This is a genomic window from Ornithinibacillus scapharcae TW25, assembly GCF_000190475.1.
In the GTDB taxonomy this organism is placed as follows: Bacteria; Bacillota; Bacilli; order Bacillales; family Amphibacillaceae; genus Ornithinibacillus; species Ornithinibacillus scapharcae.
Window position 1 is genome coordinate 32,144 of record NZ_AEWH01000019.1, and the last position, 16,731, is coordinate 48,874.

17 protein-coding genes are annotated in these 16,731 nt (G+C 35.2%); 7 read left to right on the forward strand and 10 right to left on the reverse strand.

Annotation, left to right across the window (positions count from 1 at the left end; all coding sequences use genetic code 11):
* Positions 1 to 94: 94 nt before the first annotated feature.
* The gene (locus tag G5W_RS22675; protein ID WP_010094735.1) at positions 95 to 1,762 is read right to left on the reverse strand and encodes an S-layer homology domain-containing protein; all 1,668 of its coding nucleotides are present in this window, start codon (positions 1,760 to 1,762) and stop codon (positions 95 to 97) included.
* 355 nt (positions 1,763 to 2,117) lie between these two features.
* Between G5W_RS22675 and G5W_RS0105000 the strand changes: the two genes are divergently transcribed.
* From G5W_RS0105000 to rsiV, 3 genes are all read left to right on the forward strand, one after another.
* Entirely contained in the window at positions 2,118 to 2,852 is a 735-nt protein-coding gene (locus G5W_RS0105000; protein ID WP_010094737.1) for a hypothetical protein, read from the forward strand.
* Positions 2,853 to 3,552: 700 nt separating this feature from the next.
* On the forward strand, positions 3,553 to 4,041 hold the full coding sequence (locus tag G5W_RS0105005; RefSeq protein WP_033445575.1) for an RNA polymerase sigma factor: 489 nt from the start codon (positions 3,553 to 3,555) through the stop codon (positions 4,039 to 4,041).
* A complete protein-coding gene (gene rsiV, locus G5W_RS0105010) occupies positions 4,034 to 4,912 on the forward strand; it encodes an anti-sigma-V factor RsiV (protein WP_010094741.1) in 879 nt (292 codons plus the stop codon). Before G5W_RS0105005 ends, rsiV begins: the two co-directional genes overlap by 8 nt.
* A gap of 86 nt (positions 4,913 to 4,998) precedes the next feature.
* Here rsiV and G5W_RS0105015 read toward each other — a convergent pair whose 3' ends face one another.
* Together G5W_RS0105015 and G5W_RS0105020 are read right to left on the reverse strand one after the other, a co-directional pair.
* Positions 4,999 to 6,051, reverse strand: coding sequence for a DUF3231 family protein (locus G5W_RS0105015; protein WP_010094743.1), 1,053 nt, complete (start codon positions 6,049 to 6,051; stop codon positions 4,999 to 5,001).
* A gap of 239 nt (positions 6,052 to 6,290) precedes the next feature.
* A complete protein-coding gene (locus G5W_RS0105020) occupies positions 6,291 to 7,001 on the reverse strand; it encodes an ArsR/SmtB family transcription factor (RefSeq protein WP_010094744.1) in 711 nt (236 codons plus the stop codon).
* Between the two features lie 140 nt (positions 7,002 to 7,141).
* Between G5W_RS0105020 and G5W_RS0105025 the strand changes: the two genes are divergently transcribed.
* Positions 7,142 to 7,711, forward strand: a complete 570-nt coding sequence (locus G5W_RS0105025) for a flavin reductase family protein (protein ID WP_050801651.1) — start codon at positions 7,142 to 7,144, stop codon at positions 7,709 to 7,711.
* Between the two features lie 89 nt (positions 7,712 to 7,800).
* Here G5W_RS0105025 and G5W_RS0105030 read toward each other — a convergent pair whose 3' ends face one another.
* Positions 7,801 to 8,226, reverse strand: a complete 426-nt coding sequence (locus G5W_RS0105030) for a carboxymuconolactone decarboxylase family protein (protein ID WP_010094746.1) — start codon at positions 8,224 to 8,226, stop codon at positions 7,801 to 7,803.
* Positions 8,227 to 8,346: 120 nt separating this feature from the next.
* On the opposite strand from G5W_RS0105030, the gene G5W_RS0105035 reads away from it, so the two are divergent.
* On the forward strand, positions 8,347 to 8,787 hold the full coding sequence (locus tag G5W_RS0105035) for an Lrp/AsnC family transcriptional regulator (protein ID WP_010094747.1): 441 nt from the start codon (positions 8,347 to 8,349) through the stop codon (positions 8,785 to 8,787).
* 90 nt (positions 8,788 to 8,877) lie between these two features.
* Here G5W_RS0105035 and G5W_RS0105040 read toward each other — a convergent pair whose 3' ends face one another.
* Together G5W_RS0105040 and G5W_RS0105045 are read right to left on the reverse strand one after the other, a co-directional pair.
* The gene (locus tag G5W_RS0105040) at positions 8,878 to 10,581 is read right to left on the reverse strand and encodes a DUF2207 domain-containing protein (protein ID WP_010094748.1); all 1,704 of its coding nucleotides are present in this window, start codon (positions 10,579 to 10,581) and stop codon (positions 8,878 to 8,880) included.
* A 129-nt stretch (positions 10,582 to 10,710) separates the two neighbouring features.
* Positions 10,711 to 11,466 carry an HAD-IIB family hydrolase gene (locus G5W_RS0105045; RefSeq protein WP_010094749.1) on the reverse strand — a complete coding sequence of 252 codons (756 nt, stop codon included), beginning with the start codon at positions 11,464 to 11,466 and terminating at the stop codon, positions 10,711 to 10,713.
* 83 nt (positions 11,467 to 11,549) lie between these two features.
* Here G5W_RS0105045 and G5W_RS0105050 point away from each other — a divergent pair, with 83 nt between their 5' ends.
* Positions 11,550 to 12,212, forward strand: a complete 663-nt coding sequence (locus G5W_RS0105050) for a Crp/Fnr family transcriptional regulator (RefSeq protein WP_010094750.1) — start codon at positions 11,550 to 11,552, stop codon at positions 12,210 to 12,212.
* 94 nt (positions 12,213 to 12,306) lie between these two features.
* On the opposite strand, the gene G5W_RS20490 is transcribed toward G5W_RS0105050, so the two are convergent.
* The 4 genes from G5W_RS20490 to G5W_RS0105070 form a co-directional block, all read right to left on the reverse strand.
* On the reverse strand, positions 12,307 to 12,663 hold the full coding sequence (locus tag G5W_RS20490) for a hypothetical protein (protein WP_010094751.1): 357 nt from the start codon (positions 12,661 to 12,663) through the stop codon (positions 12,307 to 12,309).
* Positions 12,664 to 12,694: 31 nt separating this feature from the next.
* Positions 12,695 to 12,961, reverse strand: a complete 267-nt coding sequence (locus tag G5W_RS0105060; RefSeq protein ID WP_010094752.1) for a hypothetical protein — start codon at positions 12,959 to 12,961, stop codon at positions 12,695 to 12,697.
* Between the two features lie 134 nt (positions 12,962 to 13,095).
* Positions 13,096 to 13,476 (reverse strand): hypothetical protein, encoded by a 381-nt coding sequence (locus G5W_RS0105065; RefSeq protein ID WP_029191019.1) that lies wholly within the window; start codon positions 13,474 to 13,476, stop codon positions 13,096 to 13,098.
* 50 nt (positions 13,477 to 13,526) lie between these two features.
* A complete protein-coding gene (locus G5W_RS0105070; protein ID WP_010094754.1) occupies positions 13,527 to 13,964 on the reverse strand; it encodes a ribosomal maturation YjgA family protein in 438 nt (145 codons plus the stop codon).
* Between the two features lie 408 nt (positions 13,965 to 14,372).
* Here G5W_RS0105070 and G5W_RS0105075 point away from each other — a divergent pair, with 408 nt between their 5' ends.
* The gene (locus G5W_RS0105075) at positions 14,373 to 16,631 is read left to right on the forward strand and encodes a CDP-glycerol glycerophosphotransferase family protein (protein ID WP_010094755.1); all 2,259 of its coding nucleotides are present in this window, start codon (positions 14,373 to 14,375) and stop codon (positions 16,629 to 16,631) included.
* Positions 16,632 to 16,731: the final 100 nt, after the last annotated feature.

The following is a 16,731-nucleotide window of genomic DNA, read 5'->3' on the forward strand; positions in this document are numbered from 1 at the left end:
GTGAAGTGGGGGAGTGCTTCCCACCTAATAAAGCTCAACCGGAATGACCAGTTGAGCTTTATTGTAGGACAAGGGACCTGTCCCCGTGTCCCAATTATTGGGTTGCTTCGACGATGACTTTTGCGGCTTCGGCTCTTGTTGCTTTTCCTTTTGGGTTGAATGTGTTGTCTAGGTATCCATTCATCACATTGTGGCCAAAGGCTGTTTGTACTGCCTCAAGTGCCCATTTGGAAACTTTATTCTTATCTGTAAACGGTAGTTCGTTCGTAACCTTATCTAGGTCTGTCGCCCGGACGATCATTAACGCCATTTGCTCACGTGTGATTTGATCATCCGGCCCAAAAGTTTGTTCATTATACCCTGTTACAATTCCATGTTCTACCGCAGCTGCGATTTCTGCTTTTGCCCAATGGTTTGTTGTATCCGTAAATGTCTTTCCATTCTCTGCTTCAAGTCCTAATGCATCGACAAGAATTTTTGCAAATTGTGCCCTTGTAACTTCATCTGCAGGCCCAAAAGTACCATCAGGATAACCTTTAATTGCACCTTTGCCAGCTAGAGAGTAAATATATTGTCTAGCCCAGTATTTATTGGGGACATCTTTAAAGACTGGGATTATACCAGTGTCTGTCTGATAACCTTCAAATGGATAGTGTGGGATATCATCCCAACGGTCTGCGTCTACTTTTTCAAATTGGTTCGTAGCAAATCCATATAAGAAAGAATGTAACGCAATGACATTCTGAAGAATTAAATTCTCACGCTGATCTTCTGGAATATCCCCATTACGTGTGTTTCCTGATGTCTCCAAAAATACCGCGGGATTGCTATGTCCATCCGGATTCATCCCCTTATAATTTAAGCCAAGCATCATCGCGGAGACAACTCCACCTTTAATATCAATCACATATTTACCATCGCCGACCGAATACCGGTCTACATGAATAGCATCATATGGTGCTAAGGCATCATAAATATGCACTAATGCCTGACGAGTAACCAAATCATATTCCCCATTCTTAATTCCGGGTAACGTAGGACCACCTGGTGCCAAGGAAATACCTAAAGACATTGTCACCGGAATATCAGAGTTGTACATCGTTTTCGGACCTTGATGGTGAATATCGATGGCAAAATCCGGTTTAATATCCGCCCAAAACTCGTAAAACGCGATAGAATCACTAGCTATAAAACGTTCTTCAATCCAGTCGCGATTCATATCCACTGCGATTGGGTCACCATCTTCATTCAACACTACTTCTCCTGTTTCGGGATCAATGACGAGGGTTGTTCGAGTATTCATTTCAGCGCCATCTGGATTATACATCGGAATGAAGTACATCGTTAATTCATCTTTCAGCTTTTTATAGGAGTAATCCGCTTCATGAACCAGGTTCTCGATAATCTTTAGAGTAGACTCTGTTCCATAAGGCTCATCCCCATGAATTCTTCCTTGAATCCACACCTTCTTTTCTCCATTACCAATCTTCGCCACGTACAAGTCACGCCCCTGTTGGCTCTTTCCATACTCGTAGTTTTTCTCACTAAGCGTAAATACTTCAAGCTCCCCTTCACTCTTCGCTTCTAGGTCCTCGAGAAATTTAATCATTCCCTCATAATCGATGGAGCTTCTTTCAAACTCTGGAACTGGTATCTTTATTCCTTCACTTGATGTTGTTTCCACTTCAGCAAATGTAGATGGTGCAATTGAAAAAACAAACATGACAGTGATCATCATCATGAACGATATTCTTTTTATCAATCTCATTACTCCTCTCCAAAATAAAAAACCTACCTGATGAACATCTAAGAAGTAGGTATTATCATTTGGTTAATTTTTTCTGTTTCTTAAAATAGCCGATAAGATAATTATTATAAAACTATTAGATAAGTTCCTGATGCCACTGACTCACCTTACCTTATTACGACATAAACAGTTAATCTACCCTCCCCTCAATCTCGTGTGTATTCGCCTGGTATTACATCATACTAGAATTACTTCCATAATATTCCCAAAATATTTTTTCACCGCTTTAAACTCTACTTTTCATCCTATTTCTTGGAAACATAGCATGTTATACTTTAAAAAAGGTACTATTTTCAAGGAGATTTTACACATGAATAAAAAAGTGATCATAAGTGTGATTGGGATTTTACTAGTTATCGGGGTATTATATTTAGCTCGTCCATACATTGGCATGTTGTACTTTCAAATTATGGTTGGTACATCCGATAATAAAGAGGAGAAACAAACCAAACAAGAAGTCGAGGATTATTTAAAGCAAAAATATCAAATTGAATTTGATGTAGAGGTGGAAGTGAATAGTTTAGGACTTGGAACTACCATTACTGCCTATCCAAAAGATAAGTCTTCCTATTCCTTTACTGTTGACAAGGACTTGGATGGGACGTATGTAGACCACTTTCTGAAAACCATGTATGAAAAGGAAATAGAACTAGCCTTAAAGGATTATTCAAAATTGAAGAACAGCCCAAACATTAAGGTACACCTTGATGAGAAAGCATTAATAGAAAAAAAGTTCGATTTTAGCCAAGGGCTACCCAAACTATCCACCATACCTGCAACACCAACAATAGTAGTGACAGATGCCCAAGTTGCAGAAGATATCGATCGAGAAGAGGCGCTTCAGACCCTGCGGCAAGTGATTGAATTTATTCAAAAAGAAGACATCTCTCTTAAACAGCTAAAAGCAACCATTTCCGTGGATGCAAAAGATAACTATTATTACTATGACTATCAAATTCCAATAGAAGCATTCCCTAACCTAACCACGGTTAAAGAATTACAAACTTATGAAAAAGTTAAAGTAGTAAAAACTCAGGAAGATTAGAATGGGATACGGGGACAGGTCCCTTGTCCCACAAGGAAAATGACAGCTGAACAGCAGTTTTCTAGTGATACCCTAATTAAGTAATTTCTCTGATCCGTATCAAGTTAGCACTTATATCCTTCTCGCTAATTAATCTATTAATGAAAAATTTAATTTCTAGAGTGTATTCAAGGGGAGAAGTAGCTTGCGAGTATTAATTGGGTTATGCCTAATGATAGGCATATTTCTACTATCGTATCTTTTTTGTATCATTATTAACCAAAGTGAAAATGATACTTTGCTATTTTTGTTAGTTTCCATAGTTTCTTTACTTCTCTCGATTATCTGGGATGGAGTATATCGTTCATTCCTTCAAACGTGGGGAATAGCGAGCTTACTCGTTACTATATTTGGATTTACGAAAAGTAGATTAACGAAGCGAAAAATCTAACTCCTGTAGTCATCAAGAGCAAGGTTATAACATTATAATTAATAATAGAAAAGATGGTCCTGTACTAATAAGGATCATCTTTTTTTGAGAGTACAAATATTAAGTTTACGGTTTATAGCAAGTTACTCCGACTTTGGGACAAGGGACCTGTCACCATGTCCAAAACTTTTTCACCTACTTGGCACGTCTATATTATGAGTACTCTGTTAGCTAGCAAGAAAATACAAGGAGAGGTGTAATGTGTTAAAGAGAAAGCCTAGGCGTGATAAAATGATTGCCGATTATGTGATGCAAAACAAAGAAAATTTTTATCGGCTTGCATATAGTTATGTACAAAACCGTGAGGATGCGCTTGATATTGTTCAAGATTCTATTCAAAAAGCAATTACTTCTGATACTTTAAAGGATAGTAATGCTCTAAAAAGTTGGTTTTATAAAATTGTAGTCCATACATCGCTGGATTTTCTTCGTCGCAGGAAAAAAGTTACAGTCTTAGATGATACAACAATTCAATTACATTTTCCTAGCCATAAAGACCATTATAGAGATATTGACTTGGAACAGGCGTTAAATCAATTACCTTTTCAATACCGCAGCGTGATTGTACTTCGATATTTTGAAGATTTAAAAATAGAAGAAGTGGCAGAAGTATTGGATTTAAATATTAACACCGTCAAAACGCGGATCTACAAAGCTCTAAAAATATTAAGAGAACATATAGAAGACATTGATTTTGAGGAGGTCAGTCATAATGGGTAACAATAAAATAGATCAATTAAAAAAGAAATATAAGGAAATTCCAATTCCATCAGAACTAGACAGTATTGTAGAAAGTGCTCTGCAGAAGAGAAGCCCTAAAAAACACGGAATACGTTGGGTAGCTGGAATTGTAGCTGCGGGTATTATTTTTACAACCAGTCTCAATGTTAGTCCCACTTTAGCAAAGTCTTTAGAGGATATACCTGTGGTAGGGAGTATTGTTAATGTATTGGTATTCAAAGAGTATAGGGTTGAGGAAGGAAACTATCAAGCAGATATTAAAGTGCCGGCTATCGATAAACTAGAAAACAAAGCATTAGAGGAAAGCTTAAACGAAAAGTATTTAGCAGAAAGTCAAGAACTCTATGATAAATTCATGAGTGAAATGGAGTCACAACAAGCCTTTGGTCAAGATGGACATCTTCAGGTAGATAGTGGATTTTTGATTAAAACCGAAACAGACCAACTCTTATCAATTGGACGCTATGTTGAGGAAATTGTTGCTTCTTCTGCAGTAACTATTCAATACGATACAATTGATAAAGAAAACCAATTATTAGTGACATTGCCAAGTTTATTCAAGGATGATAGCTATGTCGAGGTAATCAGTAATAACATTCTTAGTCAGATGAAGGAACAAATGAAGGAAGACCCAAATAAAATGTATTTTATTGAGTCACCAGATGTTCTTGATACTGATGTGTTTACAACCATTAAGAGAGATCAAAACTTTTATATAAATCCAAACAATCAACTAGTTATTTCTTTTGATGAATATGAAGTAGCACCAGGTTATATGGGGGTTACAGAATTTGTTATTCCTACTAAGGAATTAGAGGATATTCTTGTAAGTAATCAGTACTTGAAGTAAAAAATAAAAGCTCTGTGGTGAGTTAAGTCTCCACAGAGCTTTCATTTTTTGGGACAAGGAACCTGTCTCCCCTTGTCCCACCTAATTTAACTTCTCTCGAATGCTTTAGGTGGTGATTCCAACCATCCTTTATCAATTAAGATATTTGCAGCATCATCGACAAATAAACCAACGTTTACTGTAGCTCTTCCGTATAACGCTGCAATATCTCTTCTTCCATTTACCGCGAGTGAATTCCCAAATGACCTTAACTTTAAAGAGAACATGTCAAATTTATGATATAACATTATCTTATCCGAAAAAGGAGGATAGGTGGATGTTGTAACCAAATGGTCTATGTATGACGGTGTTGGTAAGTTTTCGATATGAAGCTTTTCACTAAATTGCTTCACTGCCTTATCAGTCATATCTAAACCTCGTTTAAACAAAGTCTTTATCTTTTCATCTTTAACGGTTTGATAAAATCCTAATAATAAAGCTTTGCTTGTTGTGTTATTTTCAATATTATCGTAAAGGTGCACAATCTCCATTGCATGTAGTGGTCTGACATCTCCAAACCAACCGTTTAAGTAGTTTTGATTATTTATAAAATCATTTTTCTCAGGTGTTGGAATGATTGGAGGCTTTTCAATTAATTTCTTGTCATATAAAACACTATTAATTTGCCCTAATAGGATAGTCGTACATTGATTTGCATAAATGAAAAACTCTCTAATATCCTCCCTTATAACTAACGGGATTGCTACTGCGTAAATACTCATACCACCCTTAGCTACATATTTTAAATAATGTACATAAAATTCATCTTCGTATAACCGTGGGGCTCCAAAATTTATATCCTCTTGAGTAAATCCCTTTGGTATTGGAAAATTTTCCTTTTTGAAAAACTCTTCAACTCGTTGCAAAAAATCTTTAGTTAAAGCTAAGGCATTTTCTAATATCTTCTTAATATACACATCCTCACAATGTTGAAGAAAATAAGATATGATTTGACTTGACATACTATTTCCAACAAATGTCGTCCATAATTTACCCATTTCAACAACGGTTAAAGGTTGAGATTCATCTTGTTCCCTAGTACTTAAATTAAGTGGTTTCATAACATTAAATGGATTTAATTCCTTATCGGCATGTTCCATATGACAACCTCCAATTCAAATCTTCAAAGAATAATATTCCCGGAACAGGAAAAAATTATGATTTAAGAACCCATTTAATACTCAATTAAAAAAGTGCCTTTACTAACTAAGACACTTTGGGTAACCTCCAAGTTAACTTATCTATTTTCACATCACTTCTCCCACTAACTGAACTAAGATCTTTCAGTTGATAATCAAATTAAAACAATTACATTGTTTGTCGACTTAATTAACCCAGGTTATGTAGATTTTTGGGACAAGGGACCTGTCCCAGTGTCCCATCCAAATACCTTTTCTAATTGGGTTCTTCCAGTTGACGTTACTTGAATAGCACGTGTTTTAGGCATGCGTGTTATCCATTTAAGTTCTAGCATCCTCTCTAGTAATGCATTACCCAAGGCTCCTGCAAGGTGATGCTGCCTTTCACTCCAATCTAAACAACAGCGGGCAAATGCTCTACGTTTCTTCTGTTGCTCTTCCACATTGATTCCGAGATTTTCAAAGAAATGTAATCCTTTTGGTGTCACTTCAAAATTGAGATTCTCCTTTGTGATGATTCCTTTTTGGATTAACGAATTAGTAATTTGCACACCAATATATCCAGCCAAGTGGTCGTAACAGGTTCTAGCAAAATGAATGGCGCTTTTTTCTCTTGAATCTCTTAATGAATTTACAGTAGGTTCTGGTGCTATAACTAACATGGATTCGATGATTTTCGCTACCTCACTACTAATTAGCTTATAGTAGCGATGCCTTCCATGCTTTTCCACACGGACAAGATTTACTTCTAACATTTTATGTAGATGAAAACTTGCTGTTTGTGGTTTTACTTTTGCCATATGAGCGAGTTCTGTTACTGGATGGATACTTCCATCCATCAGACTTAGTAGAATAGTAGATCTCGTTGAATCAGATAACAATGCAGCAATTTTAGAAATATCGGGATTCATATTATTCCTCCTTACATTCATATTTCGATGATAGTAGAACTATTAACCATTTACAATAAAAAGAAGGAATTCAAAAGGAGGAACTTGACTTGAATACGATTAATAAATCTATTACGTTCAAAGAAATCAAACCAAAAATTATGTATTACGGAACACCAACTTTACTTCTAAACACACTAAATGAAGACGGAACCACGAATATAAGCCCAATGTCTTCCTCATGGGCTCTTGGTGATTGTATTGTCCTTGGTGTAGGGCTTGGCGGAAAAGCAATAGAAAATTTAGAAAGGCATAAGGAATGTGTCATTAATTTACCCAGTCCAGCATTATGGGAAAATGTCGAAAAAATCTCTTCTTACACTGGTACCAAGAACATACCAACTGGTAAGGAAGAGATTGGCTTTACTTATAAAAAGGAAAAATACGAAGCCTCTGGACTTACACCCATAGATTCAAAGACAGTCTTACCAACACGAATACAGGAGTGCCCAATTCAAATCGAAGCAGTGGTTAAAGATATACGAGTCCCTGAGTACAATTCATTATTTGCCATAGTGGAGACACAAGTATTACATTTCCATGCAGATGAAAGCATCATCATCCATAAAAATCACATTAATCCCGCAAGATGGAGTCCCTTAATTTATAATTTTAGGCACTATTTTGGATTAGGAGAGGAAGTAGGAAAAACATTTCGATCAGAAACTTGATTTATTTCAATTCTATAAAGAGGAAGTTTTTTTCAGTCTGTTTTTTTTGTGAATGACAGATATTTTCTGTCATTCACTATTCCATCCAATCACTCCCTAATAAAGGATTTTGGTTCTAATCTCATTACCGCACCAAAATATTGTTGTGCGCTTGTAAAACAAATAAACGCAACTAGCTCACTTATTTCCTCTTCAGAAAAGCAATCCACTAATACATGAAAAACAGAATCTGGTATATTCCCTTTTTGTTTTAGAAAAACTTCGGCAAATCCGACTGCAACAGAGGTTTTTTCATCAAACACATTTGGATCAGGTTTTCCTTTCGCCTTACAATATTCGCACCCATTTTTCTGAGCTAACGTTCGTCTAACCTGTTCTTTTAAGTCACTTGATAAAAAAGCCTCTTCTTCTAAAACCTTACTTAACGATGACCATTCTTTCATAACTGCTGGATTATGGCCCAACAGTTTTTGGAATGGAGTATCCCCATTATTCGATAGATTAATCCTTGCCATCATCCTAACCTCCTTGTATATTGATGATATAATAATAAATCCGCTAATAACATTGCTCATTTTACAAGTTACCCATTTTTTCTTTTCAAAATTAATTTATTTGGAGGATTTACTTTAAATATGAAATTAGACGAATTAGATATGAAAATACTAAATGAATTGAGAGAAAACAGTAGGCTATCTATGAGTGAACTTGGAAGGAGAGTGAATCTTTCTTCTCCTTCTGTTACGGAAAGAGTAAGACAAATGGAATCGTTTGGTGTCATTAAGAAATATACTGTAGAGGTAAATTATGAAAAGGTTGGACAGCCCATCCAATGCATTGTAGAGGCAACTGTAAAAAATGGAGATTATCAGGGGTTTAATAAATTGATCCAACGTTTTTCCAATATAGAATTCTGTTATCGTGTTGCTGGTAACGCATGTTTTCTACTGAAACTTCAGTTTAATAATTTTGCAGAAGCCGAAGAATTTATCAATACGGTTAATCCCATTGCTTCAACGGTAACTCATTTCATTTTTTCTGAAGTAAAAACTAATTTAAAACTGGATCTTACATAGCATCATGTTCAAATTAAAAAACCTCACTAAGGTCTCATTCTTAGTGAGGTTTTTAAAAAATAGGTAAGTAGAGGAGATTTCCTCCCCCCGCTAAAACGCGCCTGATCCGCCGCCTCCACCGCCTACTCCTGTTCCCGTCCCTGCCGTAGTGGACGTACTGGTAGTAGCAGCGACAACAGTACCCGCTTCAGTAAAGTGTTGATTCGCCGATGTGGCAATGAGCAAGAAAATCATAAAGTTCGTTGTATCCGAGCTCGCATGAGAAGAGGCACCAGCAAATTCATCCTGATAGAAAAGTGACTTATTTTGTTCAATCATTTTCTTATCACCAATACCATGCGCATAATTAATCGCAATAATTTGCTCCTCTTTCCCCCATCTTAAGGAACGGTTGGATACAAGCTCATCGAAGTTCTTTCTAAACTGTTTCCATTCTTCCCATATGATGGCCCCCTCCATTGTTCTTGGATTATGAAAAATACTGAATCCGATTAAACAAAACATTAGAATAATCGAGAAAAATAGCCACATAAATAACTCATGAATTCCTAAAACAATGCTCAATGGAATAAGCAATAAGCCTGAAAAGGCAACCATCCATCGAAAGCCTGCTTTCGATTTAGTGAGATTATACGATTTTATTTCCTCTTGAATGGCAGTTGACCATTTATGAACATGCTCGTTGTACACGGTATGATTGGATTTTTTTCTTGTAAATGTTTTTATGTCACCAAATCTAAATACTGAACCGTCCCCAATAACATCAAACAAAAACTTGATTAATAAACGCTCGTGTTCATACTCTGTATCACGACTAACTAACCGAAATTCTTTCTCGTTGTTGGACTGCACATAACCTTTTCGAACTAATTCTAACAACGATGTGGTCAATAACTGCTCATTCGGTGTAAACGGGTTAGTATAATAGATGGTGGCAGGTAAGCTCATTTTCAGTTTCGGTATAGTAAAGCTCTCCTTAAAGAGTCTCTGAACCTCATGTTTTTGTTCTGACCTTTTATGCATGCTTGTGAAAAGCAAGACAACAAAATATAATCCAAAGATTCCTATTAGATAAGGGGCAATGCTATCTAACCACTCTTTTCGATTTTGAAACGCAGCTATTTCTGCTTCGTTATTAGCAATCTTTGTCATAATCGTATCTTTCATCATTTTTTCACTCGTTAGTGAAGCAGCACTAAAAAGAGCAGCATCATATACGACTTGAATATCGCCATTCGACTCATCTTCCACATAACCTAGTGAAAAAACGACAGATCCATCCTCCAACACTTCTGCTGTATCGTACGCTTCATCGTATCCATAAGCCGTAACATCACTTGTATTAGTAGGTGGATGTACTTGAATTGTCATGTTTTCGTATTGCGATTCATTGCTGCTATCGAAAAACGGCCATGCGAACTGTGCAACATCTTCATATACCTCTACTCCCTTTTCAATGGTATAACGTATTTCTATTGTCACTGTTTCTTCCTTACCGCTTCGATAAATTTTATATTCATTATCTTCTTGTTTGACTTTAAGTGTCTTTCCATCTTCACTAGCCACCAAGTCTTCAATAGATGTACCCTTTTTTGGAATAATCGTACGGGTAATCCCGTTAAATTTACTTTCAAAATCATAGGTGAACCTTTCCTCTACTGCAACATCCCCATTTTCCATCAGAAAAGCATCTATTCCAACATCCTCAATGGCATACTCAACTTCCGCAAACACTGGTTGTGTAAAAAGGACTAGAGATAATAAAGTAATACACATAACGACAAGTTTTTTCATAAAAGCAACTCCTTTAGTATATATACGGATGTTGATAGCATTTAGTTTCAGGTATATGTTGGATGTGGGGTGATTGGTGGTGCCTAGAAAAGCACCTAAAATGAACAATTCAATTCTATTAAATCTTAATTAATTGTTAACGACCGTAGATGAATCCTCCCGATGATACATTCTCATCAATGACCGAATTTTTTCTGCCACATCTGTTCGTTCAATATTTTCTTTTGCAAATCGCTTCACGTCATTATTTCCGACACAAACACTGTGTATAGCTTGTTCAAATAAGCATTGGTCGTTACTATCGTTTCCAAAAGCAATAAATTGCTGAATGTTCAACATATGTAATCCTCTAACCTTATTAATCCCCAGAGGACTAATGTCGATTGCATGCTCCGATTTATAGTGTGTTACTGTAACTGGAAATGTTTCTAGCAGCTCTAACACTTCCTCACTAGGTTCAAATATAACTAATTTACAGACTGGTTGTAATTGTTCCAAGGGGATATTCGATGAATTCGTTCTATCAATATTTAGATAAATAGGATGTGAAATATCACCTGTATAAGCATAATCCCATTCCCCATCTGCTAAATAATTTAATTGGTATTGGTGAACGAGAGAGATGAACTTGTCTAATAATTGTTGTTCAAAATGCGTTACTTGAATTTTCCCATGTTCAGAAGTAAAAGTACCGTTTCCTCCAACCAACAATCCTTCATGAAAGCTTTTAGGAATAACAGGTACTAAATCACGTATCGGTCTTGCTGAAGCAAAAATCACTTGATGCCCTGCTAACTTTAACTCTTGAAGTACTTGAATAATTTCCGCATCAATACTCTTGCCATCGAAACATAGTGTTCCGTCTAAATCAAATACAAAGTTCATATGGATCCCTACCTCTTTATAAATTACTATTACTATATTAAAATTAATAACATTGATAAAGGACAGATGTCTCGGAGGGAAAAATGAATCAAAATCAATTTCAATCAATCTATCACTATACTTTTACAAATGATCTAATATCTTCTCTTTCTATCAAAAATTTTCAACCTCATGAATTTATTATCAAAGCAGGGGACAAGATAGAAGGCATCTATTTTTTACTCTCTGGAAGATATATGGTTTCTAGCCTGGAAGTGACCGGCAAAGAGTTACTATTACGCTTTTGCCAGCAGCCATCGATTATGGGGGATGTTGAAATATTTGCAGATTGCTTAATTGAATCAAACTGTATTGCAGTAGAGCCATGCGAAATATTATTTGTTCCTTTAGAAGTGTACGAAACACATTTAAAATATGATAGTGAATTTAATCAACTATTATTGAAGGAGCTAGCTTATAAGCTTCGAACCTGCACCATTTCATCAAGAGTAAATGCACTCTCACCAGTCAATGTACGATTAGCTGCTTATTTATGCACGATTCACTCACCATCACAACTAAATAAATATATAAAAACAAATTCTTTAGATGATGTTGCTTCATTGATTGGAACTACAAAGAGACACCTAAATAGAATACTAAAAGACTGGACAGAATCAGGGATTATCGAACGAGTAGAAGAAGAAATTCACATTTTAAATTGGGATAGTATTAAAGAAATATCGGAAAATGTACGTTTTGAGTAGCATCGTACTCTGAATAACTTTTTCAAGCTCTCAGAAGAAACCTAGAAATATACTACCCGCAAAAATAGTTAAGTCTTCTATATAGACTTAACTATTACATGATCACATTATAAACATTCATCAGAATTATAATTACAATAATAAAAATGACATTCAGTAAAATTGCTAGTATACTAGATTGAATTTTGCCTATTAACTGGTCTAAGCCCATCTCTAAGACTAAAATGTTAAATATCCACTTGCCAATAACACCACCTAGAATCGAGCCAATTGCAATGATAAATCCATTTTCTTTGTCAATCCGTACATTTGAAATCCTCAATTTTATTAGGGAAACGGTTGCCATGGCTAATACAGTTGCGGCAGACAAAACTCCAATGGTCTGTAAATCATAATCATTTAAAAAATCACGCAGAGCTTTAATAATGATACCTCCGCCAAGTCCTGCCATTGCACCAAGTACTGATGCAATTAATTCACTTTTATTCTTTAATATTTAGTATCTTGTAATAAGTAAAAACCACGATAGCAAGACCGATCCCAAAAAGTATACTTCCAGCAACTAAGAAAATATTTATATAACCTTCTGTTACTATTAGGTACATTGAAGTGTCCGCACCACCTTGGTTAACCAACCAATTATCAGCAAGTGATGTACCAAAATTAACACTGAAGAAAAGAAATATAAATCCAATTACAGTTATGAAAGAACCCAGTCCAGTTAAACCCTTTAATTTATCTTTTGTCATTATTAATTCCCCTTTTTACTCCACTAACGTCCCTTTAGTTCAATAATCTGGGTTAGTATCCGAATAACCAAGAATACGGAAGGAAGCAAATCCTTCTTCTATTAAACTATCATGTTTAATCAAGCTACCGTATATTATTTAGAAACCAAACTACCATTATTCGATCCTACCAAAATAGTCACAATGATACTGCAAACACTAATAATAGCACCGAAAGCTGCCGTAACAATTACCGAAGTACTCGGAATCAGATAGCCTACTGGAATAAGTATTAAGTAGCCCAAAACGACAAAGCCTTGATAAATAGCTGAGATGATTTTAACTGTAAAATTATTAAAAAACGATAAAATTAAAGGAGGTACAAATAACAAGACAAGAGTTCCTAGAGATAACAACAGTGCTACTGGTTCATCGAAGGAAACCGTATTTGGGCCTGTAGGATTTTTTGCAGCCAAAAGTAACATAACGATAGCGAATACCAAAGTCAAAAACACCATGGAAAATCTTTTCAACAAAACAAACACCTCTTTTGTTTATTTAATACCCATACATCTATACGTACCTTTTAATAAAATAGTTTCATTTCATACAGATTCGATTCCTTGTTCCACCAATCCAATATTCCCACGATAATTATTCCTACCGTATACCGAATTAAGTCCACTACTAAAAATCCCTTTCCCAGGATTAATCCCCCAAGCCATGTTCCTCGAATATGATTGATCCAATCCTCTTGATATAATTGACTAAATTCTATACCGAAACAAACTATTAAACTGAGACAGAAAGCTGTTACATGACTTTTTCGTACTAGTAATAAACGGAAACCAAAATAAATCATCACAGCCCACAGTACATCCCCAGCATTATTAGCCAAAAATATCGGAAGCAGGTCGCTGAATTTCCTGGATGCTAAACCTAGAATAATGGTTATAACGACCGCCCCTAAATAGATTATTCTCCTATTATTGTAAATTCGTATTGCATTTTTACTCGATACCATTGAACCACTCTTTTACATCGTATTGTGTCCCTTTAAATATACATGAGTTATATCCCCATTGAAACAAGGTTTTGAAATTTGATCAAAGAAGGCAGGCTGTTCCCACCGCCATGTTATATTACAGTTTCAAGACAATGGCCCTGTCTCCTTGTTCCGGGGCTGTTTTTTTGTTATATATATTAATGGAAGTGGGTAAAAATACAGGGTTAATTACTTCTAGTTAATCTAGTAATCTAACTTTCCCTCAATATACAAATTCCGCCCTACACATTCACTTTCTATGGGTATAAATGAAAGGCATGGTCTACTATTTACAGAATTTATCATAACCTAATAAACGTTATTGAACTTAATGAATCATGGATCCATTTATTTGTAAAACAACTGAATACCTCATTGAAGTTCCATGTGGAAGAGCTTCAGGATGACACGGCAGTTCTCCTATTTGAACATGAGTTAAGCGATCAACTTATACTGGAGTATGAATTATCAACAAGTGAGAATCTATATGTTTATTCTCTGGATAATAAAATCTATCTTCTAAAAGAGAAAGCCTTTACGACTGACAAGAAGTTCCAATATCAGATAGATATTTTTGACAATGCAATTACGGTACAACAATTGGGTTTGTCGAGAGTTAGGATTTCCGATCAACATGATAAGACTATTGCAATGATAAACTCCTTTCCAACAACGGATGAGATTGACTTCAGATCTGAGCTTAGTCTTGCGATAGCATCTGATAGTAGAAGGAAAGTACTAGCAAAAGTAACCTATGACATCTACAACCTAATCATTACCTATGACACGGAAACAAATGAATTAATGATATGCAAAATCTTATTAAATGCTCTTGAGGCACATTCTAAAATATCTGTTGCTACCCAAAGTGATAAGGAAATTGTGATTCACAATCACTTCGATAATAGTAAAAGTACGGTAAACTTTAATACGCTAAAGGTAAAGCATCCACAACGTTTATTCAGTAAAGATGCCGTCACTTATTTCAAGCATGAAAATCTGCTTGCTATTTATGTAATCAATAAAAGGCGTTACTATGTTTACGTAAAGAGAAATGGAATTTATATTGCAAAAGGAAATCCATTAAAAGTTACCCAGCATAAAGCTTCCTTACGAATTCTGAAAGGAATTAAGAATTTTTACATCTTCGGTCGATTTACACACAGTGCATATAACTCCTTTCGAGAGTATGAATACTTATATGTTCGGAACTCGGAACATCAAATTGCTAAATTTCATCGTCCTTTTGCCAAGATAAAGCTACTGAAACGTTATGGATTTTTTGTTTTTCCCATAACATCCGTGAATATTGATAATCGGATTCACAACAATTTATATATAGGGAATAAAAATCGACTCATTCATAATCTGCATTTTAAGAGACCAGATAAAAAAGTGAAAACCTACTCACTTAAAAGACAGCAGGATCAATTATTTGTTATCCGGACCAATTTAAAAGGGAATATTACCGCAACCATCATCCCTTTTTCAGAGGAATATTCACTAGCTAATCGCATGAAGATAAAGCTAGCAAAAAATCTATCATTTCTTTTAAAAGATAGGCGGAGAAATCTAAATCTTTATTTTGAAAAGAAAAGTAATAAAGCAGATGAGTCAGCATTCCGCGTATTTGAAAAAGTAATGGATACGGAAACAAATCGCTCGGAAAATTACTTCATACTAAATAAGCAATCTATGCATTACAACGCTGTGAAGACTAAATATGGTAGAAATATCATTAAGAAGTATAGTTTCAGACATTATCTTTCTATCTTTCATGCTGATTATCTCATTTCTAGTGAACTATCGAACCATGTTCTCAATGATCGTCTTTACATTGATAGTCTTCGTAATAAAATAATGAAGACACCATTAGTATTTCTACAGCATGGGATTATGTTTGCCAAGCCTGTTGATAATCCAATGGCTTATGGATTTCATAAGGATAAAACGAATTACAATGTCTATAAATCTGTCATCAGTTCGCAGCTAGAAGCTGAGGAATTTAAGAAGATGAATTATGAGCAAGAGGATTTAATCCTATCAGGCTTAGCGACCTTTGACTATGCAAATCTAGAAAAGGGAGCAAATAAGATTGCCTATATGCCTACTTATCGTTATTGGGAAGAGGGCTTGATATATAGTAATCAACTAGAAGAGACGACATATTATAAATCCATCATGAAAGTCATCCATGCCTTCGAAAAGGAAGGATTACTAGATCGATTGCTTATCGTTCCGCATAATAAGTTTTCAGATTTTATCTATGACAATATGCCGGAATATCGACAAATCATATCGAACAATCCGTCCGAAGCATTAAAACAATCAATTATCTTTATCACGGACTATTCATCAGCGATTTATGATGCCATTTACAGAGGGGCTTATCCAATATTCTATTGGGAAGAGAAAGATTATCTAATTCGAAATTATAAAGCAGAACCACCCGTCAATGATTCCAACGCCCCAGGTCCTGTTGTGTATGACATTTTATCGTTAATGCAAACTGTTAAACAGGCCATTCAACAAGAGTATCAACTAGAAAAAGAGTATATTAATAAATATAGAAATATAAATCAATTCCATGATAATAAGAATACCAATCGGATTATTCAGTTCTTAATAGAAGATGGAATATTATAATCGCTTAATCATCCACATCTAATAAAATTAGATGTGGATTTTTTTCTTAATTTCAAATAACTAGATTATCTTGAACTGAAAATGAATACACTAATAACGA